Origin of the sequence: Streptomyces narbonensis (assembly GCF_014649015.1) — a bacterium.
Taxonomy (GTDB): domain Bacteria; phylum Actinomycetota; class Actinomycetes; order Streptomycetales; family Streptomycetaceae; genus Streptomyces; species Streptomyces narbonensis.
In genome coordinates, this window is the sequence record NZ_BMSF01000137.1 from 1 (window position 1) to 665 (window position 665).

The window sequence follows — 665 nt, forward strand, 5'->3', positions numbered from 1 at the left end:
TCAAGGGTGTGCGGAAGGCGACGGCGGCGGCGATGGTGGGTTCGGCGTTCACCGCGCCGCACGTCACCGAGTTCGTGACCTTCGACATCACGCGCACGATGAAGCTGGTCGAGGAGCTGAAGTCCGACAAGGACATGGCGGGCCTGCGGGTCAACCCGCTGCTCCTCATCGCCAAGGCCGTGCTGGTCGCGGTCAAGCGCAACCCGGAGATCAACGCGGCCTGGGACGAGGCGGCGCAGGAGATCGTCCTCAAGCACTACGTGAACCTGGGCATCGCCGCGGCCACCCCGCGCGGTCTGATCGTGCCGAACATCAAGGACGCGCACGCCCAGACCCTGCCCGAGCTCTCGAAGTCCCTGAGCGAGCTCGTCGCCACCGCCCGCGAGGGCAAGACCACCCCGGCGGCGATGCAGGGCGGCACCTTCACCATCACCAACATCGGCGTCTTCGGCGTCGACACCGGCACGCCGATCCTCAACCCCGGCGAGTCCGCGATCCTCGCGATCGGAGCGATCAAGCTCCAGCCCTGGGTCCACAAGGGCAAGGTGAAGCCGCGTCAGGTCACCACCCTGGCACTCTCCTTCGACCACCGACTCGTCGACGGCGAGCTCGGCTCCAAGTTCCTCGCGGACATCGCCGCGGTCCTGGAGCAGCCGAAGCGCCTC

At 68.1% G+C, this 665-nt stretch carries 1 protein-coding gene; it reads left to right on the forward strand.

What is annotated here, in order from left to right; genetic code table 11:
• The coding region (locus IE124_RS34290) for a dihydrolipoamide acetyltransferase family protein (protein ID WP_189514014.1) at positions 1–665 on the forward strand (665 nt) is incomplete at both ends.